16 protein-coding genes are annotated in these 20,994 nt (G+C 75.6%); 10 read left to right on the forward strand and 6 right to left on the reverse strand.

Translation table 11 applies throughout. The features are described 5' to 3' along the window. Nucleotides 1-2: 2 nt before the first annotated feature. Entirely contained in the window at nucleotides 3-1,361 is a 1,359-nt protein-coding gene (locus ABGA99_RS13355; protein ID WP_347582708.1) for a cation:proton antiporter, read from the forward strand. Here ABGA99_RS13355 and ABGA99_RS13360 read toward each other — a convergent pair. Continuing rightward, a complete protein-coding gene (locus ABGA99_RS13360; protein WP_347577401.1) occupies nucleotides 1,301-2,491 on the reverse strand; it encodes a PP2C family protein-serine/threonine phosphatase in 1,191 nt (396 codons plus the stop codon). The two genes, ABGA99_RS13355 and ABGA99_RS13360, sit on opposite strands and share 61 nt — an antisense overlap. A gap of 309 nt (nucleotides 2,492-2,800) precedes the next feature. Beyond that, the gene (locus ABGA99_RS13365) at nucleotides 2,801-4,603 is read right to left on the reverse strand and encodes an ABC-F family ATP-binding cassette domain-containing protein (RefSeq protein ID WP_347582709.1); all 1,803 of its coding nucleotides are present in this window, start codon (nucleotides 4,601-4,603) and stop codon (nucleotides 2,801-2,803) included. A 394-nt stretch (nucleotides 4,604-4,997) separates the two neighbouring features. Here ABGA99_RS13365 and ABGA99_RS13370 point away from each other — a divergent pair, with 394 nt between their 5' ends. From ABGA99_RS13370 to ABGA99_RS13385, 4 genes are all read left to right on the forward strand, one after another. Then, nucleotides 4,998-5,867 carry a hypothetical protein gene (locus ABGA99_RS13370; protein ID WP_347577403.1) on the forward strand — a complete coding sequence of 290 codons (870 nt, stop codon included), beginning with the start codon at nucleotides 4,998-5,000 and terminating at the stop codon, nucleotides 5,865-5,867. After that, complete coding sequence (locus tag ABGA99_RS13375; RefSeq protein ID WP_347577404.1) at nucleotides 5,867-8,059, forward strand: bifunctional serine/threonine-protein kinase/ABC transporter substrate-binding protein; 2,193 nt, start codon at nucleotides 5,867-5,869, stop codon at nucleotides 8,057-8,059. The genes ABGA99_RS13370 and ABGA99_RS13375 overlap by 1 nt, the downstream gene beginning before the upstream one ends. 15 nt (nucleotides 8,060-8,074) lie before the next feature. Next, complete coding sequence (locus tag ABGA99_RS13380) at nucleotides 8,075-10,759, forward strand: ABC transporter substrate-binding protein (protein WP_347582710.1); 2,685 nt, start codon at nucleotides 8,075-8,077, stop codon at nucleotides 10,757-10,759. A 265-nt stretch (nucleotides 10,760-11,024) separates the two neighbouring features. Continuing rightward, on the forward strand, nucleotides 11,025-11,711 hold the full coding sequence (locus ABGA99_RS13385) for a glycoside hydrolase family 11 protein (protein WP_347577406.1): 687 nt from the start codon (nucleotides 11,025-11,027) through the stop codon (nucleotides 11,709-11,711). Between the two features lie 87 nt (nucleotides 11,712-11,798). Here ABGA99_RS13385 and ABGA99_RS13390 read toward each other — a convergent pair whose 3' ends face one another. Then, nucleotides 11,799-12,890 (reverse strand): glycoside hydrolase family 5 protein, encoded by a 1,092-nt coding sequence (locus ABGA99_RS13390; RefSeq protein ID WP_347577407.1) that lies wholly within the window; start codon nucleotides 12,888-12,890, stop codon nucleotides 11,799-11,801. 712 nt (nucleotides 12,891-13,602) lie between these two features. On the opposite strand from ABGA99_RS13390, the gene ABGA99_RS13395 reads away from it, so the two are divergent. Further along, entirely contained in the window at nucleotides 13,603-14,322 is a 720-nt protein-coding gene (locus ABGA99_RS13395) for a peptidoglycan-binding domain-containing protein (protein WP_347582711.1), read from the forward strand. Between the two features lie 154 nt (nucleotides 14,323-14,476). Next, nucleotides 14,477-15,022, forward strand: coding sequence for a SigE family RNA polymerase sigma factor (locus ABGA99_RS13400; RefSeq protein WP_347577409.1), 546 nt, complete (start codon nucleotides 14,477-14,479; stop codon nucleotides 15,020-15,022). Here the strand turns inward: ABGA99_RS13400 and ABGA99_RS13405 are convergent. Beyond that, a complete protein-coding gene (locus ABGA99_RS13405) occupies nucleotides 14,989-15,588 on the reverse strand; it encodes an ABATE domain-containing protein (protein ID WP_347577410.1) in 600 nt (199 codons plus the stop codon). The genes ABGA99_RS13400 and ABGA99_RS13405 overlap by 34 nt on opposite strands. 86 nt (nucleotides 15,589-15,674) lie before the next feature. On the opposite strand from ABGA99_RS13405, the gene ABGA99_RS13410 reads away from it, so the two are divergent. After that, nucleotides 15,675-16,463: an MBL fold metallo-hydrolase gene (locus tag ABGA99_RS13410; RefSeq protein WP_347577411.1), complete on the forward strand. Its 789-nt coding sequence runs from the start codon at nucleotides 15,675-15,677 to the stop codon at nucleotides 16,461-16,463. A 200-nt stretch (nucleotides 16,464-16,663) separates the two neighbouring features. Continuing rightward, nucleotides 16,664-17,929 carry an MFS transporter gene (locus ABGA99_RS13415; RefSeq protein ID WP_347577412.1) on the forward strand — a complete coding sequence of 422 codons (1,266 nt, stop codon included), beginning with the start codon at nucleotides 16,664-16,666 and terminating at the stop codon, nucleotides 17,927-17,929. On the opposite strand, the gene ABGA99_RS13420 is transcribed toward ABGA99_RS13415, so the two are convergent. Both ABGA99_RS13420 and ABGA99_RS13425 read right to left on the reverse strand, forming a co-directional pair. Beyond that, a complete protein-coding gene (locus tag ABGA99_RS13420) occupies nucleotides 17,916-18,494 on the reverse strand; it encodes a TerD family protein (RefSeq protein WP_347577413.1) in 579 nt (192 codons plus the stop codon). The genes ABGA99_RS13415 and ABGA99_RS13420 overlap by 14 nt on opposite strands. 120 nt (nucleotides 18,495-18,614) lie before the next feature. Next, nucleotides 18,615-19,436, reverse strand: coding sequence for a DMT family transporter (locus ABGA99_RS13425; protein ID WP_347577578.1), 822 nt, complete (start codon nucleotides 19,434-19,436; stop codon nucleotides 18,615-18,617). Between the two features lie 73 nt (nucleotides 19,437-19,509). Between ABGA99_RS13425 and ABGA99_RS13430 the strand changes: the two genes are divergently transcribed. Then, nucleotides 19,510-20,979 (forward strand): PLP-dependent aminotransferase family protein, encoded by a 1,470-nt coding sequence (locus ABGA99_RS13430; RefSeq protein WP_347577414.1) that lies wholly within the window; start codon nucleotides 19,510-19,512, stop codon nucleotides 20,977-20,979. Nucleotides 20,980-20,994: the final 15 nt, after the last annotated feature.

Genomic DNA, 20,994 nt, shown 5'->3' on the forward strand with positions numbered 1-20,994 from the left:
GCTTGCACTCCTACGCGGTTTTCCTCATCGAGTTCGGCGCCATCATCCTCGGGCTCGGTCTGCTCGGGCGGTTCGCGGGCCGCTTCCAGTTCTCTCCCATCCCCCTGTACCTGCTGGCCGGGCTCGCCTTCGGCGAGGGCGGGCTGCTGCCGCTCGGCGCCAGCGAGGACTTCGTGGCGATCGGCGCCGAGATCGGCGTCATCCTGCTGCTGCTCATGCTCGGCCTGGAGTACACGGCCAGCGACCTGGTCTCGAACCTCAAGACCCAGTACCCCGCCGGGGTCGTCGACTTCACGTTCAACGCCCTGCCGGGCGCGATCATGGCGCTGCTGCTCGGCTGGGGCGGCGTCGCCGCCGTGGTGCTGGCCGGCGTCACCTGGATCTCCTCCTCCGGCGTCATCGCCAAGGTCCTCGGCGACCTCGGCCGCCTCGGCAACCGCGAGACGCCGGTGATCCTCAGCGTGCTGGTCCTGGAGGACCTGGCGATGGCGGTGTACCTGCCGATCGTCACCGCGCTGGTCGCCGGCGTCGGCATCGCGCAGGGCAGCCTCACGCTGGCCATCGCGCTCGGTGTGGCGGGCGCGGTGCTGTTCATCGCCGTCCGCTACGGCCGGCTGATCTCCCGCTTCGTCTCCAGCGACGATCCCGAGAAGCTGCTGCTCGTCGTCCTGGGGCTGACGCTGCTGGTCGCCGGGCTCGCCCAGCAGCTCCAGGTGTCGGCGGCGGTGGGCGCGTTCCTGGTGGGCATCGCCCTGTCCGGCGAGGTCGCGGAGGGCGCGTACAACCTGCTCAGTCCGCTGCGCGACCTCTTCGCCGCGGTGTTCTTCGTCTTCTTCGGCCTGCACACCGACCCCGAGTCGATCCCGCCGGTGATCCTGCCGGCGCTGGCGCTGGCGGTCGTGACGGCGCTGACGAAGATCGCGACGGGGTACTGGGCGGCGAAACGCGCCGAGATCTCGGTGAAGGGCCGCTGGCGGGCGGGCGGCACGCTGGTCGCGCGGGGCGAGTTCTCCATCGTCATCGCGGGGATCGCGGTCACCGCCGGCGTCGAACCGGACCTGGGGCCGCTGGCGACGGCGTACGTCCTGGTGCTGGTGATCGTCGGACCGCTGGCGGCGCGGTACACGGAGCCGGTCGCGCTGCGGGTGACGGCGTGGCGGGAGGCCCGGGAGGCGGAGCGCCGGGCGCAGGCGGCGGAACACAAGGCCGCCACCGAGGCGGCCGACGCGGGGGACGGCTCCGCCGGTGGCGGGGAAACGCACGCGGAGGCGGGTGCGGCCGAGGTGCCGCGGCTGCCGGCTCAGCGGGGCGAGACGGCGTCCGCGGAGGACGAGCGTTCGCCGGGCAGCGGCGGCATGTAGCGCAGCAGGACGAGCGCGGAGTCGTCGTCGAGTTCGCCGCCGCAGTAGACGCGCATGTCGGCGTTGAGCGCGGCGAGCACCTCGGCGGGCGGGTCGTCCGGGCCCAGGCAGGCGGCGTAGCGCGGGGCCAGCGGGTAGAACTCGCCGGCGGCGTTACGGGCTTCCAGGGCGCCGTCGGTGACCAGGAGCAGTTCGTCGCCGGGGGCGAGGATCAGCTCGGTGGTCCGCGCGGGGGCGCCGGGGGCCGGGGCGGCGAGGGGGTCGATCGCGGGGTCGGTGGCCGGGACGACTCCGGAGCCGCGGGGTGCCGGGCCGTCTTCCGGCGCGGTGGCCCGGAGCAGCCCGAGACCCAGCGGCGGGTGGGGGGCGACCGGGGCCTCGCGCACCTCGCCCGCGACGTTGCGGACCAGGGGCGGGGGATGTCCGTACGACAGGAGGGTGCAGCGGCCACCCGTGCTGACCTCCACGAGCAGCACGGTGACGAAGTCCTCCGGCCCCGCCTCGCGCAGCACGCTGTGCTCCATCCGGCGGGCGATCAGCGGCAGATCCCGCTCGTCGTGCCCGACGGCACGGAAGACGCCGAGCGCGCCGCCGCTGATGCGCACGGCGGGCAGCCCCTTGCCGCGTACGTCGCCGATCACGGCCCGCAGGCCGGAGCCGGTGTCCACGACGTCGTACAGGTCGCCGCCGACCTGCGCGTCGTGCGCGGCGGACGCGTAGGTCGCGGCGACGTCGAAGGGCCCCACGCGGTGGGGCGGCACCGGCAGCAGCGCCCGCTGGACCACGTCCGCGATCCGCTGCGCCCGCGCAAGCCGGGTCTCGCGGTCGACGCGCACCGCCTGGACCACGAGCCCGAGCGCGGTGGCGCCGACGACGGCGATGAAGCGGGCGAAGAACTGGGCCTGCCCGGCGTCGTGGTTGTACCAGCTCAGCAACGCGGCCAGCACCACCCCGAGCGCTCCGGCGGCGACGACGGCAAGCCGCCCGCCGTTCACCGCGACGAGCACGGGGATGACGGAGAACAGCGCCCCGAGCGACTGCCTCCGGGCGGTCACGAGGTCGGCGAACGTGATGACGACAAAGAGCGTCGCCACGAACCACCGGGACGAAAGTAACCTGGCGACGGACATCCCCCCAGCATGCGCGGCATCTCCCCACCCGCGGGGACGGCCCGCCGGGCGGTACCCCCAGCGGCGGGCGCGGCGGAGATCGCCAGGCCACGGGGTGGAGGCGCCCCGACCGCCGGCCGGGCGACGGCCCGGTGGGGGCGGACGCCGTGGCGGGTCGTGGCCGGGCCCAGGGGTGAAACCCCGCGGAGGTGCCGCACCCGCCTGCGAGACGATCGGCCGCCGCCTTGCGGGCCCGCGCAGCCGCGTCGGCGGGGCTCCGCCCGCGGGGCGGGCCGGGCCCGCCGCAGCCGCGGCGGGCCCGGTGGGGCGTCACTCCGGTGGGCGCGGGGTTCCCCCGTCGAGGTGCAGGCGGGTGCCGGTGAAGCGTGCGCGCATCCGGCGATCGTGGGTGACCACGACCAGCGCGCCCGCGTAGGCGGCGAGCGCCTGCTCCAGTTCCTCGACGAGCACCGGCGACAGGTGGTTCGTCGGCTCGTCCAGGAGCAGCAGGTCGACCGGCTCGGCGATGAGCCGGGCGAGGTCGATGCGGCGGCGCTGCCCGTACGACAGCTCCCCCACCCGCAGGCGCAGGTCCGCCGGGCGGAACAGGCCGTAGGACAGCAGTTGTGCGGCGTGCTCGTCCGGGGTGCCGGGGCGATCGGCGGCGAACGCCCGCAGCACGGTGACGCCGGGCGGCCACGCGGTCTCCTCCTGCCGCAGATGCCCCACCCTGCCGGGCACCCGCACCACCCCGGACTCCGGCCGCAGCTCACCGGCCAGCACCCGCAGGAGGGTGGTCTTCCCGGCCCCGTTGGGCCCGGTGACGAGCAACCGCTCGGCGCTCCCCAGCCGCAGCGAGTTCAGCCGGAGCCGGTCCCCGACGACGACGTCCGCCAACTCGGCGGCGGCCGGCACCGGCTCCGCCGGATCGGGGCCGTCCGGGGTGCCGCCGCCCGGCTGCCCCGCATCCGCGGCAACCGGCTCACGGCCGCCGGCCGGCGTCGCCGCGGCCCCGCGCGCGGCCGGGCCGCCCTGCTCGTCCCCCTCCGCGGCAGCCGCGCCGCCCCCACCGGCCGGCGGCACTGCGGGGCCGCCCGACCGCAGCCGCGCCTGGAACACCAGCGGCTGCGGCGGGGTCGGGACCGGGTTCGCCGTGAGGCGGGACACCCGCTCCTTGGCGTTGCGGATGCGGACCGAGGCGCCGTGGGTCCTGCCGCGCCTGCGGAACGCGCCATGGCCGAAGACCGCCAGGGGCTGCGCCCGGGGGATCGCCGCGAGGCGGGTCGCGGCGGACTCCGCGAGGCGGCGGCTGCGGGCGAGTTCCGCGCGCCACTCCTCGTACTCGCGCACCAGGCGCGCGCGTTCCGCGGCCTTCGCGGCGAGGTAGCCCTCGTAGCCGTCGCCGTAGCGGGTGACCCGGCCGCCGTCGACCTCCAGGACCGTCGTCGTCAGCCGCTCCAGGAACAGCCGGTCGTGGGTGACCGCGACGACCGTGCCGCGGTGGGCGCGCACGTGGTCCTCCAGCCAGGCGACCGCACGGTCGTCCAGATCGTTGGTCGGCTCGTCGAGCAGCAGGACCTCCGGGCGGGCCGCCAGTGTCCCCGCCAGGGCGAGGCGGGAGCGCTCGCCGCCGGAGAGGGTCCCCAGGCGGCGGTCGCGGGCCAGGCCGGGGAGGCCGAGTCCGGCGAGGGCGGCGTCGACGCGGGTGTCCGCGCGGTAGCCGTCGCGGGTCTCGTACTCCTCGACGAGCCGCCCGTACGCGGCCAGGGCCGCGTCCAGCGGCGCGCCGGGCGCCGCCGCGGCGAGCCCCGCCTCGGCGCGCCGCAGCTCCGCTTCGAGCGCGCGGAGTTCGGCGAGCGCCGTGTCGACCGCATCCTGGACGGTGGCCTCCGGCGGCAGGTCGAGGCTCTGCGGCAGATAGCCGAGGCCGCCGGGGGTGACGAGGGTCGTCCCGCCCGTGTCGGGCCCGGTCCGGCCGGCGAGGAGCCGCAACAGCGTGGACTTGCCGGAGCCGTTGTCTCCGATGACGCCGGCCTTCTCGCCGGGCCGGACGGTGAGCGTCACGCCGCCCAGGACGATGCGCTCGCCGTAGCGCTTGGTGACGGTGTGGAGGGAGAGTTGTGCGGTGGTCAAGGTAGGTGCCCCTGTTCCCGGCCGTGGCCGCTCGCGACGGATCGAGGACGGGTCCGTACACGAGAACGCGCCGCGGCGCCGTGAAAGGGAGCGGGGAGGCGGGATTCGCGCACGGACGGGCGCGACGACATGCGGAGCGTGGCTCTACGCGGTCGTGCGCCCGGCGGTGATCACAGCGTTCCCATGCCGTCAACGTACGTGCAACCGCCCCGCCATGGCAACGGCATTCCAGGCGGTGCCAGGAGTCCCGCACCCTTGTAAAGTTCAGCACCAAGACGCGATGCCGCTCCGGTGTCCCGGCGGTTGTGCCGCCGGGACACCGGAGCGGCATCCGTATGGGTGGCCGCCTCGCGGCGTTCGGGCCGGGTGGCTGCGGAGGGCAGGGGTGGGAGTCATGGTGGACGGAAGACGTATGCGCCGCCGGGGTGTTCCCGCGGCGTTATTCGCCGTGCTGGTCGTGGGCGGCGCGGCCTGCGACAGCGGTGGTGGGCCCGAGGGGAAGGCGACCGCGAGCACGAGCGCAGGCACGAAGGACGAGGCGCCGCCCGCGCCGTCCCCGGTGCCCGAGGCGGACCCCGAGAAGGTCCCGCGCACCGCGGCGCAGGCGCGGCGGCTGATCGAGGACGTCATCGTCGGGCCGGAGCAGTTCGGCTCCGCCGCGGTACGGGCGACGCCGTACGAGAGTGATCCCGCGCGCTGGACGGTTCTCGCCGAGGACTGCGCGTGGCGCACGGAAGAACTGCCGGACGACGTACTGGCGACGCTCACCCGCTACTTCGAGATACCCGCCGCGGACGGCAAGGGGACCGCCGAGCTCTCCGCCACCGTCACCGTGCACCGATCGACCCTGGATGCGGCGTGGGAGCAGGCACGGATGCTGGAGGAGGCCGTCGGCTGCCCGGAGCAGACGCTGCGGGCGGGCGAGCGGCTGACCGGCCTGACGTCGACGGCGCTCGCGCGCGGCGAGGGCGCCAACGAGACGAGCGACGACTCGCTGTCCGAGCACGGCGAATGCGTCAGCGACACCCGGGGCGGGCCGTACCCGTACTCGTGGGACCAGTCGACGTTCGGCCCGGTGGTCGTCGGCGTGTCCGTCTGCGCCGGGGCGAAGACGGCGGCGGGGGATGTGACGGGCGTGAGCATCGAGCCCATGGTGACGATGATGCAGCGGGCCCAGGTCGCGGTCGCCCGCGAGGACACCGGCGGCGGGGACGGCGGCTCCGCGGATCCCTCGGACCCCGCGGGTGCGAAGGAGGGCGACTGATGGATCAGTTGCTCCCCTCCGACCCCGCGCACCTGGGCGGGAACCGGCTGCTGGGCCGGCTCGGCGCCGGCGGCATGGGCGTGGTCTACCTCGCCCGCACCCGGGCCGGCGCCCCCGCCGCGGTCAAGGTCATCCAGCCCGAGTACGCCGAACAGCCCGAGTTCCGGGCCCGCTTCCGCCGCGAGGCGGCGTCCGCCCGCCGGGTCGCCAGCCCGTGGGTGGTGCCCGTGCTCGACGCCGACACCGAGGCCGTCGCGCCGTGGCTGGCGACGGCGTTCGTGCCGGGCCCGTCGCTGGCCGAGGCGGTCACCGCCTGCGGCCCGCTGCCGGGCCGCGGCGTACGGGTGCTGGGCAAGGTGCTCGCGCGCGCGGTCGCCGCGGTGCACGACGCCGGCCTGGTCCACCGCGACCTCAAGCCCGGCAACGTGCTGCTCGCGCTCGACGGCCCGCGGCTCATCGACTTCGGCATCGCCCGGCCCACGGCGGCCGAGGAGACGGAACTGACGTCGGACAGCATGGTCGTCGGCACGCCCGGCTTCCTCTCCCCCGAGCAGGCGCGGGCCCGGCAGGTCGGGCCGGCGAGCGACGTCTTCTCGCTGGGGTGCGTGCTGGCGTACGCGGCCACCGGCCGGCCGCCGTTCGGCACCGGTGCCGCGGACGCGCTGCTGTACCGCACGGTGCACGACGAGGCGGATCTCGACGGCCTCGCCGACGAGGGGCTGCGGGCGCTGCTCGTACGGTGCCTGGCCAAGGATCCCGACGGGCGGCCCACCGCGGCCGGGCTGGACACCGAGCTGGACGCCGACGCGCCGGAAGGCGACATCGACTGGCTGCCGGACGCGGTGGTGCGGATGGTCGCAGAACGGTCGGCGGAGATGCTGCAACTGCCCGGCATCGAGCCCACCGTGGCCTCCGCAGCGCCTGCCGGGGACGCGGCGGAGGTGGACACCACCGTGGCCCCGGCGGACTCCGCCCGCCCCGGCCGCCGCCGGGTCCTGGCGCTGGCCGGCGGCGGCGCCGTGCTCCTCGCCGCGGGCGGCGGAGCCGCGCTGTGGGCGGCGCTCCGCGACGACGGCGGGCCGCCCGCGGAGGCGAGGGGCCCGCGCCGCACCCTCGGGCTGCACGCGGATCTGACGGGACCTCAGAAAGGGGCGGGTGCGGCCCAGGAGCGGGCCGCGCGGCTGGCGGTGGAGCAGTTCAACGCCCGGAAGAACGCGCCGTTCACGCTGGAGCTGACCGTCGCCGACGACCGCGGCGACCCCGCCCGCGCGCTGACCGTCGCCAGGCGGCTGGTCGGCGACCAGGACGTGCTCGCCGTCCTCGGCCCCACGGGCTACGCCTCCGCCCAGGCGGCCCTGGACGCCTACGACGCCGCGGGGATGCCGCTGCTGACGGTCTCTGAGGGGTCGTTCAGCGCCGCGCAGGCGGCGCTGGCCGGGGAGCCGAAGACGTACTTCCACACCACCGCGCTCGGCGCCCGGGCCGCCTACACCACGGTGTTCACGCTGCTGGGCCAGGGCGTGACGAACGTGGGCCTGCTCGCCGACCGGGCGGGTGCGATCCGCGGTTTCGAGCACAGCAGCATGGCGCACAACGCGGCGGCGGGTGCGGAGCTGGCGCTGTACCTGCGCGTCGTACCGGCCGCCGCGGGCGCCGAGGCCCTGGGTCCTGTGGTGGCGGACATGATCGGCCACGGCGTGGACGGCTTCTACTACACCGGCACGCCCGAGCGCGCCGCGGCGGTCGCGCGCGAGCTGGCGGAGCGGGGCTTCGACGGGCCGCGGTTCCTCGACGAGCCCGCGGCCGGCGGCCCGTTCACGTCCGTGGCGGCGCGCGCGGCCGAGGGCTGGCAGGCGCTGACGCCGTACGTCGGTGCGGACGCCGATGGCGTACGGGACTTCGCCGCCGCGTACCGCAAGCGGTTCGGCTCCGCGCCGGGGCCGTGGGCGGCGGAGGCGTACGACGTCACGCGGCTGATCGCCGACCGGCTGGCCGCCCTCGCGCGGAAGGGCAGGCGCAGGCCCACCCGGGAGGCGCTGGCCGCGTCGCTGACCGCCGCGGAGTTCAAGGGGCTGACGGCCACGTACAGCTTCGACGACAGCAGGGAGATCGCGCAGGGGCCGGTCCACCACCACCGCGTCGAGGACGGCCGGTTCGGCTACGTCGGCCCGGTGGCGCTCCCCGGCTCCTGACGGGGAGGGCGGACGATGCGGGCGCTGCGCGCGGACGACCCGGAGGAGCTGGGCGGGCACAGGCTGCTCGCCCGGCTCGGTGCGGGCGGGATGGGCGTGGTCTACCTGGCGCGCGCCGGCGACGGCACGCTGGCGGCGCTGAAGGTCATCCGGCCCGAGCACGCGGCGAACCCGGCGTTCCGCGCCCGGTTCCGTCGCGAGGTGCGGCTCGCGACGGGGCTGACGGGCCGCTGGGTGGTGCCGGTGACTGCGGCCGACGCCGAGGCCCGGGCGCCGTGGCTGGCCACGGCGTTCGTGCCGGGTCCCGCGCTGGTGGAGGCGGTGGACGGGTACGGGCCGCTGCCGCCGTACGCCGTCGCGGCGCTCGGTGCGCGGCTGGCGGAGGCGCTGGCGGAGGTGCACGCGGCGGGACTGGTGCACCGGGACGTCAAGCCGGGCAACGTGCTGCTCGCGCTCGACGGGCCGCGGCTGATCGACTTCGGCATCGCGCACGACTCCGGGGCGACGGCGCTGACGGCGCCGGACGCGGTGATCGGCACGCCCGGGTACCTGGCGCCGGAGCAGATCAGGGCGGGCGGCCGGGCGGGGCCGCCGAGCGACGTGTTCGCGCTGGGGTGCGTGCTGGCGTACGCGGCCACGGCGCGCCGCCCGTACGGCACGGGCAACCCGGCGGCGGTGCTGTACCGGACCGTCCACGAGGAGCCGGACCTGAGAGGGCTGCCGCGGGAGCTGCGGACGACCGTCACGGCCTGCCTGGCGAAGGATCCGCAGGACCGGCCCGCGGCGGCGGAGCTGGCGGCTTCCCTGGCCCCGGAGCCGGCTGCCGCCCCGGGGCCGGGGACGGCCGCCGCGTACACGGGGCCGGATGCGGCGCCGGACGGGGGACCCGCAGACCCGCGGCTTCCGGTGCCACCGCAGCCGGACGCGGACACGCGCGTGCTGCGGGACGGAACGGCCGGTCCGGCCTCGGAGACGCTGCCGTACGAGGGGACGGAGGCCGCCGAGCACGGCGTGGCGGAGCGGCGGCCCGCAGCGCCCGAACACCCGGGTGAGCCCCGGGCCGTGGCGGGCGGCGGCACCGGAGAGCGGCCGGCCCACCCGGCAGCGGATCGCCCCGGCGCGGACGAGGACCCCGCGGCCGGACCCGGCGCGGCTGCCGGCACCCGCGATCCGCGGCTCCCGGGCGTACGTGCCCCGGACACGCCCGGCGACGTCCCGCCACCGGCAGCGGACCCTCGCGTCCCCGGCGGCCCCGGTGAACCACCGGCACCCCGCGTACGCCGCGCGGACCGGCCCCGCGACCGCGCTCCCGGCGCCCCGGCTCCCGTGCCCGTCGCCGACCCCCGCGACTGGCTGCCCTCCCCCGTGCTGCGGCTCGTCGCGGAGCGGTCCGCCCGGGCGCTCGACCCGCCGCCGCGGCAGAGCACACTCGCCGACGCCGCGCCGCCCGAGGCGGTGGCCACCACCGCAGGGGGCCGCCGCAGGCCCTCGCGGCGCCGGTTCCTCGCCATCGGCGGGTCCGCCGCCGCCGTCCTCGCCGCCTCGGGCGCGGGCGCGCTCTTCGCCACCCGCGGCGGCTCCGACGGCAACGGCGGCGGCGCACCGCGGCCGCCCACCCACACCCTCGCCCTGCATGCCTCCCTGACGGGTGACCAGAAGGGCGCAGGCATCGCCCAGGAGCGCGGTGCCCGCCTCGCCGTGGAGCGGCACAACACCCGCGAGGACGTGCGCTTCCGGCTCGCCCTCGTCACGTACGACGACGGCGGCGAGCCCGGCCGGGCCCGGGACGTGGTGCGCCGGGTGCTCGGCGAGCGTGCCGTACGCGCGGTGCTCGGCCCGACCACGGTCGAGACCCTGCGCGCCGCGGTCCCGCTGTACGGGCAGGAGTCGCTGGCCGCCGTGGACGTGTCGGTCGACATCGACGCGGCCGACGTGGACAGGATCGACGCCCCGTCACTCGTCGGTACCCGGGTGTCGGGCGCCTACCAGGCGCATCCGATTCTCGACTACCTGACCCGGGTGCAGCGAGTGGTGCGTACCGCCGTCGTGGACGACCGGGCGGCCGGGGACGCGGCCCGGGGCGTCGTGACAAGCCTGCGGGAGGCGCCGCCCGGGGAGGGCGAGGTGAGCTTCCACCAGGTGGCGGCGTCGGCCGGGTTCGGCCCCGCCGTCGCCGAGGCGCTGGCCGGGGACCCGCAGGCGGTCGTCTACGCGGGTGCCTCCGCGGAGCGCGCGGCGGCGTGCGCACGCGCGCTCGCGGCCGCGGGCTTCGACGGGCCGCGGGCGTCGTTCGAGCCGATGATGCGGCCGGCGTTCCTGGCTGCGGCGGGGGCGGCGGCCGAGGGCTGGGTGTTCGGCGCGCCGTACACGGCGGCGGAGCAGGCGACGTCGGCGGCGGCCCGCGACTTCACGGCCGCGTACCGCGAGCGCTACGACACCGCGCCGCCCCGCTGGGCGGCCGAGGCGTACGACGCCGTGGGCCTGATCGCCGCGGCGCTCGACGCGCTGGGCGGCGGTGCGGAGATCGTGCGGGGCCAGATCGCGGAGCGGATCGTGGAGGTGAGCCACACGGGCATCGCCAAGCCGCTGCGCTTCACCCGGGATCTGGTGCACACGCTCCAGCCGGACAAGGCGGCGTTCCTGTACGAGGTCCGGGACGGCGCCTTCCGCTTCCTCGGTCGCCACGACCAGGTCAAGTGATCACTCGAAACTTTCGAGCATCAGGGCCGCGAAGAGGATCTTCTCAACACGCAGACAGCGGGTTCTCGTTGCCACTCTCCCGTTGGCAACGCCTTGAGCTGCAAAGACTCTTGTCAGGCTCGACGCCACCACACGGCAATGTTTCGGAATCAATGCCGAAACTGTTGACACTCCGTGACTCCCGTCCAACACTGACGCACAACCCGTTCGGCGCCACCCTGGCCCGGCGGCAGGCACGTCCTGCCTGCCGTCACGAGGAGGAAGAATGAACACGAACGGCACCCCCCACGGCGTGAGCCGCCGGCAGTTCGTCGGCCGCGCCGGCGCAGTGGCCCTCGGCGCGTCCGCGGCCACGCTCCTGCCCGCCGGAGCCGCGCACGCGCAGACCATCACGACCAACCAGACCGGCAACCACAACGGGTACTACTACTCGTTCTGGACCGACGCGCAGAACACGGTCTCGATGACGCTGGGCAACGGCGGCAACTACAGCACCTCGTGGCGCAACACCGGCAACTTCGTCTGCGGCAAGGGCTGGAGCAACGGCAGCCGCCGCAGCGTGAACTACTCCGGCAGCTTCAGCCCGTCCGGCAACGGCTACCTCTGCCTCTACGGCTGGACCTCGAACCCGCTCGTCGAGTACTACATCGTCGACAGCTACGGCACCTACCGGCCCACCGGCGAGAACCGGGGCTCGGTCAGCAGCGACGGCGTCACGTACGACATCTACCACACGATGCGCTACAACGCCCCGTCCGTCGAGGGCACCAGAACCTTCCCGCAGTTCTGGAGCGTCAACAGGTCCAGGCGGGTGGGCGGCACGATCAGCACCGGCACCCACTTCGACGCCTGGTCGCGGGCCGGGATGCAGCTCGGCAACTTCAGCTACTACATGATCATGGCGACCGAGGGCTACCAGAGCAGCGGCAGCTCCAACATCAACGTCGGCTGACAGCTCCGACGGCACCTTCGTCGCACGAAAGAGCCGCGGGACCGGCCCGCACCGGGCCGGTCCCGCGGTCGTCGCGCGCTCGCGCGCTCACTCCTTGATACGCGCCCGGATCCAGACCCCGGCCTCCTTCAGCACGCCGGTGCCCGTCCACTGGCTCCCGTCGCAGGTGCCCTCCTTGAACACCGCACCCGAGCGGAAGTCGTCGGAGAAGTTCCAGTTGGTCCAGGAGATGCCCTTCTGCTTCATGAGGTCCAGGTACCGCTGCGACATCGCGAAGTCGTTCGGGCCCTCGCCCGCGTAGTTCTGCGTGCCGAACTCGGTGACGAACACCGGGAGCGCGTCGGCGGCGCGGGAGAGCGTCTGCAGGTACTCGTCCCCGTGCGAGGCCGCGTAGAAGTGGAAGGTGTACATGATGTTGTCGGCGTCGACCGGATTGTCGATCACCTCGCGCTCGTCCGCTCCGTCCGAGACGCCGAAGGAGGACCAGGCGCGGGTGCCGACGAGGACGACGCCGTCCGGGTCGTGCTGCCGGACGACGGGGATGATCTCCTCGGCGTACCTCTTGACCGAGCCCCAGCCGACGCCGTTGGGCTCGTTGGCGATCTCGTAGAAGACGTGGGGCTGGTCCGCGTACCTGCTGGCCATGTCGGTGAAGAAGCGCTTGGCGAGGGCGGTGTTGGCGTTGGGGTCGCCGGGGCTGAGCATGTGCCAGTCGATGACGGCGTACATGCCGCGCTCTATCGCCTGGTCGACAACCCGCTGGGCGAGGGCGGTGAACCGCTCGGGGTCGGTCTCGTAGCCGTCTTCCTGGACGTACGTGGACACGCGCAGCACGTCCGCGTCCCAGTCCTGCGCCAGCGCGTCGAGGGAGCCGTCGGTGAGGCACTGCTCGTACCACTGGGTGCCGTGCGAGCTCATGCCGTTCAACTGGACGGCCCGGCCCTGCTCGTTGCAGAGCATGGTGTCGCAGACCGCCAGCCGGCCGTTCTCCGCGACGGGTGAGCCCGCCGGGGCCGCGGCGCGGGCGGCGGCCTGGGCCGCGGTCGCACCGCGGGTGTCGCGGCCGGCCGCGGCGGCGTCCTCGTCGGCTCCTGCGCTGAGCTGCGGGGTGAGGGCGAACAGCAGCGCCGCGGTGGCGACGCTGGCGGAACCGAGCAGGAGGGGCTTGGTCCTTCGCATGGGGGGGTCTCCAGTTTTTTGGGGGGTGATGCCATCCGGAGCGCAGATGGGCGTGGCCGGAAAGCTAAGGTCCTTTCCGCACCCCGTCAAGACTGGAAGGAAACTTTCCTAACTACGCCCGCAGAGCGACCCGTCGGCCGGTTACAGCACGAGGTAGAGCACCAGCGCCAGCGGCGCGACGACCGTGATGGTCAGCGCGATGATCCAAGCCGTGACGCCGAAGGTGCGGTCGTTGTCCATGCGGGGCCTCCCTGGTGCAGCCGAGAGCTCGGCCTTGGGGGGGCGACGCCAGTATGCGACGGATTGCGCGGGTGGTGGGGCGTTTTGCCGGTGCACACGCGCGGCAAACGGGGGGCGAATCGGCCGCGCGAACCGCCGCCTGCTTGCATAATCGTCGGCATCGAACTGGAGGGGAACGCCAGTGCCATCCGACGGATGTCCGCGGTGCTTCGCACCGCTCAGGGAGGACGGCAGGCCGAGTTGTGCGTGTGCGGCGGACGCGGCGCAGGAATCGGACACGCCGACGACCGGCAGCACACCGACGACCGGGCAGCGGGCCGAGCCGCGGCTGATCAGACCGTACGTCCTGCGGGCGACCGAGGCCGGCGGAGAGAAGGAGACCGGCGACGGGAGTGAACCGGGGCCCGGGACGGAGCTGTTGCCGGTGCCGCGCGCGGCGTTTCTGCCGCAGGTCGCGCCGAGAGGCGCGGTCGTGCGCGTCGAGGGTACGGAGCCGGACGCGTCCGCTGCGGCCTTCGGCGGCGGGCGGCGGGGGCGTCCCGCCGGGCTGCTGCTCGCGGCCGGCGGGGCAGCGGCGGTGCTCACCGGGCTGATCGTCACCGCCGGGCTGCTGACCGGCGGTTCGGAGTCGGACGACGCGGGCCCGGGCCCCGCCCGGATCAGCGCGGGTCCGTCCGCCGGCGGCGAGGCGGACGGCGGCCCCCTGGGCGGCGACGACGAGGGCGGCCCGCCGGTGGACGGCGCGGGCACGCAGCCCGACGACCGTGCCGGCCGCGACCGCGGCGGCGACGGGTACGCGCCCCCCGACGGCCGCGGGGCCGACGGCGACGACCACGCCGGCGACCCCGAACCGGGCCGTGCGAACGGGCAGATCGGCTCGATCGCCCCCACCGCACCGCCCGCCGACGGCGCGTCGCACCCCCCGCCGTCCTCCTCCCCCACCTCCCCCGTCGTCCCCGTCCTGCCGCCGGAACTCGGCCCCGGCGACTCCGGGCCCGAGGTGACCGAGCTGCAGCACCGGCTGCGCCAGGTCGGGCTGGGCTTGCTGCAGCCGGCGGACGGCGCGTACGACGACGGCGTACGCACCAGCGTGCGCACCTTCCAGTCGGTCAACGGCCTGGAGGAGGACGAGCGCGGTGTCTACGGCCCGGAGACCCGGCACGAGCTGGAGTCGCGCACGGACGAGCCCTGAGGCCGACCGCACCCCCGGGGCCGGCGGCGAAGGCCGGCGTCGGCCGCGGGGGTTGCCGCCCGAGTCGCCCTGCCTTAGATTGCGTTCACCATCTTGAACGATGACTCATGACGTGAACAGGGGCCTGGACACGCGAGGGCGAGGAGAGGCCACCGTGGGCATACCCAGTGCCGGTCACGACGCCGCGGCGACCGCGGAGTTCCGCGAGTTCTTCGAGCACCACTACGCCGAACTCGCCCGCCTGGCGAACTCGTTGAGCGGCGAGGCGGACGGCGCCGACGACGTGGCGGCCGACGCGCTGGCCGCGCTCTGGCACCGCTGGGACCGGGTGCGCGCCGCCGACCACCCGGCCGCGTACGCCCGCGGGGTCGTCGCCAACCTCGTCCGCAGTCGCATCCGCAGCGCCGTGCGCGAACGCCGCCGCATCGCCCTGTACTGGACCGACAGCCACGGGCACGCCGAAGGGCCGGACGTGCCGGCGGTCGTGGACGTACGCGAGGCGCTGCGCGGACTGACGTTCCGCAAGCGCGCCTGCGTCGTGCTGCGGCACGCCTTCGACCTCTCCGAGCGCGAGACCGCGCACACCCTGGGCATCTCGGTGGGCACCGTCAAGAGCCAGACCGCCAAGGGCGTCGCCCAACTGGAAGAGGCACTGGGCGGCGGGGCTCAGCCGTCACTCGGCCGGGTACGCCGCGCGTAGGCGCGGGCGGCGCGGGCGCGGTCGCCGCAGCGGGTGGAGCACCAGTGGCGGCGGCCGTGGCGCAGCAGGTAGCGGTTGCAGGGGCTGGAGCCGCAGCGGGTGAGGCGGTCGGCGTCGGGAGCGGTCAGCAGATCGGCGGCGTCGGCGGCGAGCACGGCGAGGGCGCGGTCGAGGATCTCGTTGGTGGGGCACGGCGCCGCGCGGTAGGGGCCGCTCTTCTCGTCCCAGTACAGCAGCGCGGCCGTGGGGGCGCGGCTGAGCGCGTCGTTGACGGCGGCCAGCGCCGCCGGCAGGGCGGGCAGCCCCTCGGCGCGGGCGGCGAACAGCACCCGCAGATGCTCGCGCAGCGAGCGCAACTGCGCCGCGCACATCTCCCGTATCCCGGCGTCCGCCGGGGCGAGGCCGTGCCCGGTGAGCCAGCGGTTGGCGCCGGCGGGGGTGCCGAGGAGGTCGGCGAACTGCCCTCCGGGAAGCGCCATGGCGCTGTTGACGAAGTCCAGCGAGGGATAGTCCGCGGCCCCCGGGGCGGGGGTGACGGCGAAGTCGCCGGTCGGGCTCTCGGGCATACGTCTCATGGTACGGGTTGCCGTCATCCGTGAGGCAGGGCTAGGGTTCCTCACGGATAATTCCCTTGTCATCCGTGAGGTTCTTCATGGCCACAGCCGGCACGACCGCCCAGCAGTTCCCCGTACGCGTCCTCGGCGGCCCCACCGCCCTCTTCGAGTACGGCGGTCTGCGCTTCCTGACCGATCCCACCTTCGACCAGCCCCGCGACTACGACGTGCCGGGCGGGGCGCTGACCAAGACCGCGCCCCCGGCGGCGGCGCCGGCGGAGTTGGGCCGTATCGACGTGGTCCTGCTCTCCCACGACGAACACCCCGACAACCTCGACGAGTCCGGCAGGGCGCTGCTCGCGGACGTCCCGGTGACGCTGACCACACCCGGCGGCGGAAAGCGGCTCGGGGCGGGGGCCCGGGGGCTGGCCGACTGGGAGACGGCCGAGTTGGACCGGCCCGGCGGCGGCACGGTCACGGTCACCGCCGTACCCGCCGTGCACGGACCCGAGCCGCGCGCGGTCGTGGAAGCGGCGATCGGGGAGGTCGTCGGATTCGTCCTGACCGGCGAGGGGCTCCCCGTCGTCTATGTCAGCGGCGACAACGCCTCCACGGCGGCGGTCGCGGAGACGGCACAGCGGTTCGGCCCGGTGGACACCGCGATCCTGTTCGCCGGCGCACCGCGGGTGCCGGTGCTCTTCGGCGGCGAGCCGCTCGTCCTGGACAGCGCGCAGGCGGCCGGGGCCACCCGGGTCCTCGGCGCCCGCCGGGTGGTCCCCGTCCACTACGACAGTTGGTCGCACTTCACCGAGGGCCGCGCCGAACTTGCCGCCGCCTTCGAGTCGGCCGGGCTGCACGACCGGCTCGACTGGGGGCTGCGGGGCTGATCCCGCCGACCGTCCGGCCGGGTCCGCACCGGCCGGACGGTCCGGGCCGCCACCGGGCGTCAAGGATCCGCAGGCGCGGGTCCGCCGGCCGGGCCCGCACCCGTGACCCGCCCGCCGTCGCGCCGGAGACCGACGCGTACCGTCGGCGCCGTACCGGCGCATCGCCCATGCGTCGCGCCCTCGCCCATGAAGGAACCCAGGTGACCACGACCGCGCCCGCCGTACCCGCCGTCCGCACGCGGGCCCGCGCGCAACGCCGTGCCCTGACCGTCCTGTTCGCCGCCCAGGTGCTCAGCGGCGCCGGTCTCGCCGCGGGCGTGGCCAACGGCGCCCTGCTCGCGCAGGACATGCTCGGCTCCACGAGCCTGGCCGGGCTGCTCGGCGCACTGGCCACCGCCGGGGCCGCGCTGGCGGCGGCCGTCGTCGGCCGGCTCTCCGACGCGTACGGCCGCCGCCCCGGGCTGGCCGCCGGGTATCTGACCGGCGCCGTCGGCAGCGCGGGGGTCGTCGCGGCGGCGGTCGCCGGCAGTTCGGTGCTGCTGTTCGCGGCGATGGCCGTCTACGGCGCGGGCACCGCCACAAACCTGCTGGCCCGCTACGCGGGCGCCGATCTGGCGGCGCCCGCCTACCGTGCCCGCGCGGTGTCCACCGTGCTCGTCGCCACCACGTTGGGCGGGGTGGCAGGGCCCAACCTGGCCGTGCCCGCGGGCGATCTGGGCGCCGCGCTCGGCGTCCCGCGGCTGTCCGGACTGTTCCTCGTCTCGGCCGCCGCGTACGGCGCCGCCGCCCTGGTGCTGGCGGTGTGGCTACGCCCCGACCCGCTGCTGCTCGCGCGCGAACTCGACGCGGCGGAGGCCGCCGCCGCGCCGCCCGCGGCCGGGCCCGGCGCGAAGCCGGAGGCCGGGCGCCGCGGAGCGGGGGTGCTGCCGGGCGCGCTGGTCATGGTCGTCACGCAGATCGTCATGGTCGCGATCATGACGATGACGCCGGTACACATGCACGCACACGGCCACGGCACCGCCGCCTCCGGCCTGGTCATCGCCGTCCATATCGGCGCGATGTACCTGCCGGCGCCGCTGTCCGGCTGGCTCGTGGACCGCCGCGGCCCTCTCGCCGTCGCCGTCGCCGCGGGGCTGGCCATGCTGGCCGCGGGGGTGGTCGCCGCCACCACCACCGAGTCCACGGCCGTGTTCGCGGTGGCCCTCGCGCTGCTGGGGGCGGGCTGGAGCCTGGGGCTCGTCAGCGGTACGGCGATGGTCACCCACGCCGTACCGCCCGCCACCCGGGCCCGTACCCAGGGCCTGGTCGACGTCGCGATATCGGCCGCGGGCGCCGGCGGCGGCCTGGCCTCGGGCGCGGTGGTCGCCGGCGCCGGCTATCCCCTGCTGACCGTGGGCGGCGGCATACTCGCGCTGGCCGTCGTGCCCGCGGCCGTCGCCGCGGCGGGCGGGGTCAGCCGACGTTGACGCCGTAGTCGGTGGCGATGCCGTGCAGCCCCGAGGCGTAACCCTGGCCGACCGCGCGGAACTTCCACTCCCCGGCCCGCCGGTACAGCTCGCCGAAGACCATGGCGGTCTCGGTCGAGGCGTCCTCGCTCAGGTCGAAGCGGACCAGCTCGACGCCGTCGCTGCGGTTGACGACCCGGATGAAGGCGTTGCTGACCTGGCCGAAGTTCTGCCCGCGCAGATCGGCGTCGTGGATGGACACCGGGAAGACGATCTTCTCGACCTGCAGCGGGACCAGGCTGAGGTCCACGTTGATCGACTCGTCGTCGCCGTCGCCCTCGCCGGTGAGGTTGTCGCCGGTGTGCTCGACGGAACCGTCCGGGCTGGTGAGGTTGTTGTAGAAGATGAAGTGCTGGTCGGACAGCACCTTCCCGGACGCGCCGCACATCAGCGCCGAGGCGTCCAGGTCATGGGCCGCGCCTGTCGTGGTGCGCACATCCCAGCCGAGCCCCACGGTCACGGCCGTCAGACCCGGTGCCTCCTTGCTGAGCGAGACGTTACCGCCCTTGGCCAGGGAAACTCCCACGATCACCCCTCCACCTCTGATGTCCCTTTGCCACCCTACAGGCGGTCGGCACAGGTGCGGAGACCTTCCGTCGTACGCCGTACGGGACGCTGCCGACCGGCCGTCCCGGGGTACCCGCCGTCAGGTACGCGCGCGTTGGGTGACGGCGATGCAGGCCAGGACGATCACCGCGGTCACCGGGGCGAGCGGAGCGAGGTGTTCGCCCATGAGCAGCACCGACCAGACGAGGGTGAGCAGCGGCTGGGCGAGCTGGATCTGGCTCGCCCGCGACACCCCGATCACGGCCATGCCGCGGTACCAGAGCACGAACCCGCCGAACTGCGACACCGCCGCGATGTACGCCAGACCCGCCACCGCCCGCCCGGTCGGGTGCACCGGTTCCTCCGGCAGCGCCAGCGCGGTGACGAGGACGGAGACGGGCAGCGCGGCGACGCAGCCCCAGGCGATGACCTGCCAGCCGGGCATGTGCCCGGCGAGCCGGCCGCCCTGGGCGTAGCCGGCCGCGCACAGCAGCAGCGCGCCGAAGAGGTAGAGGTCGCCGGTGCCGGGCAGGCCGCGGCTCTGGCCCAGCGTGAAGACGAGCACCGCGAGGGCGCCGACGCCGGCGGCGGTCCAGAACGCAGGCGACGGGCGGCGGCCGGTCAGCGCGGCCGAGCAGACGGCGGTGGCCAGCGGCAGCACGCCGATGACGACGGCGGAGTGCGCGGTGGTCGAGGTCTGCAGCGCCAGCGTGGTCAGCAGCGGGAAGCCGAGGACGCAGCCGCCGGCGACGGTCAGCAGCGCGACCCGGTCGCGCCGTGGCGGGACCGGTGCCCGGGCGGCGGCGAGGCAGCCCGCCGCGAGCAGGCCGGCCAGCAGGCCGCGGACGCCCGTCGCCGTCCAGGGACCGAGGCCGTCCAGGGCCCAGACGGTGGCGGGGAAGCTGAAGGAGAAGGACACCACGGCGAGGGCGGCCAGGAGCGTGCCGCCGCGGACCGATATCGCCGCCGGCAGAGTAGCGCTATCTTGTGCTGTCATGAACGACAGTAGCAGTGTTGCCCAGTTGGTCGCGGTCCTGCGTGACGAGCTGAGCCGCTACTCCCCGGGGGAGAAGCTGCCCTCCAGCCGCGCGCTCGTGGCGCGCCACCGGGTGAGCCCCGTGACGGTCTCCCGCGCGATCGCCGCCCTGACCGCCGAGGGGCTGGTGACCAGCAGGCCGGGCGCCGGGGTGTTCAAGGCCACCGCCCGCGCGCCCGCGCGCACCCTCGGCGACGTCTCGTGGCAGGAGGTGGCCCTGACCGCGGACCCGCCGTACGCCGCCGTCGACACCGGCCCGCGCGCCGCCGACGCCGCCGGGGTGCTGGCCACGCTCGCCGCGCCGCCGGCGGAGGTCGTCGACCTGAGCGGCGGCTACCCGCACGCCTCGCTGCGCCCGGAGCGCGCGCTGGCCGGGGCGCTGGCGCGGGCCGGCCGGCGGCCGGGCACCTGGTCCCGGCCGCCGGTCGCGGGGCTGACGGAGCTGCGCGACTGGTTCGCCCGCGACATCGGCGGCCCTTCGGGCCCGCTCGGCGCCGCGGACGTGCTGGTCACCGCCGGCGGGCAGAGCGGGCTGACCACCGCGCTGCGGGCGCTGGCCGCCCCCGGTTCGGCGGTACTGGTCGAGTCGCCCACGTACCCGGGGCTGCTCGCCGTGGCCCGCGCCGCGGGGCTGCGGCCGGTGCCGGTGCCGCTCGACGCCGACGGCGTACGGGCCGATCTGCTGGCCGAGGCGTTCGCCGCGACCCGCGCCCGGGTGTTCGTCTGCCAGCCGCTGTTCCACAACCCCACCGGCGCCGTGCTGGCGCCCGGGCGGCGCGCGGCCGTGCTCGGCACCGCGCGCGCCGCCGGGGCGTTCGTCGTCGAGGACGACTTCGCCCGCCGGCTCGCGCACGCGGACGCCGCACCGCTGCCGCCGACGCTGGCCGCCGACGACCCGGACGGCGTGGTGGTGCACGTCCGTTCGCTGACCAAGGCCGCCTCGCCCAGCCTGCGGATCGGCGCGCTGTCGGCGCGCGGGCCGGTGCTGGAGCGGCTGCGCGCGGTCCAGGTCGTCGACAGCCTCTTCGTGCCGCGCCCGCTGCAGGAGACCGCGCTCGAACTCGTCGGCGCCCCCGCCTGGGCGAGCCATCTGCGGGCGCTCGGCGGCGCGTTGCGCGAGCGCCGCACCGCCGTGCTGGCCGCGCTGCACGGCGAGTTGCCGGGCCTCGTGCCGGACCGGCCGCCGCTCGGCGGCTACCACCTGTGGCTGCGGCTGCCGGACGGCGCCGACGAGGCGGCCGTGGCCGCGGCGGCGCTGCGCCACGGCGTCGCGGTCACGGCCGGGGCCCCGTACTTCACCGCCGAGGCGCCGGCGCCGCACCTGCGGCTGAGCTACGCCGCCGGCACGGGCACCGCGCAGTTGCGCGAGGGCGTACGCCGGCTGCGCCGCGCCTTTGCCGCCGACTCGCCGCTCGCGGGCGGGGGTTGAGGGGACGTGGCGGCG

It is taken from the genome of Streptomyces sp. B5E4 (genome assembly GCF_039871555.1).
GTDB lineage: Bacteria > Actinomycetota > Actinomycetes > Streptomycetales > Streptomycetaceae > Streptomyces.